1 pseudogene is annotated in these 283 nt (G+C 55.1%); it reads left to right on the forward strand.

From position 1 onward, the window contains the following. A pseudogene (locus LZP73_RS20785) lies at positions 1–264 on the forward strand (ABC transporter substrate-binding protein); the annotation flags it as partial. Positions 265–283: the final 19 nt, after the last annotated feature.

Below are 283 nucleotides of genomic sequence, written 5' to 3' on the forward strand. Positions count from 1 at the left end.
ACCATTCCTGCCAACGCGAATGCCAGTGCTGCGGCGAAGGTAGTTGCCAATTTCCTGCTCTCACCCGATGCGCAACTGCGTAAAGCAGATCCCGCTGTCTGGGGCGATCCTTCTGTTCTCGATCCGCAAAAACTGCCTGACGGGCAGCGCGAATCATTGCAATCGAGAATGCCGCAGGATCTGCCGCCTGTACTGGCTGAACCGCACGCAGGTTGGGTAAATGCGCTGGAACAAGAATGGCTACACCGTTACAGTACGCATTAATCTTTTTGCTGTGGGCGAT

The sequence above is a fragment of the Shewanella sp. AS16 genome (assembly GCF_021412365.1).
GTDB classification, from domain to species: domain Bacteria; phylum Pseudomonadota; class Gammaproteobacteria; order Enterobacterales; family Shewanellaceae; genus Shewanella; species Shewanella salipaludis.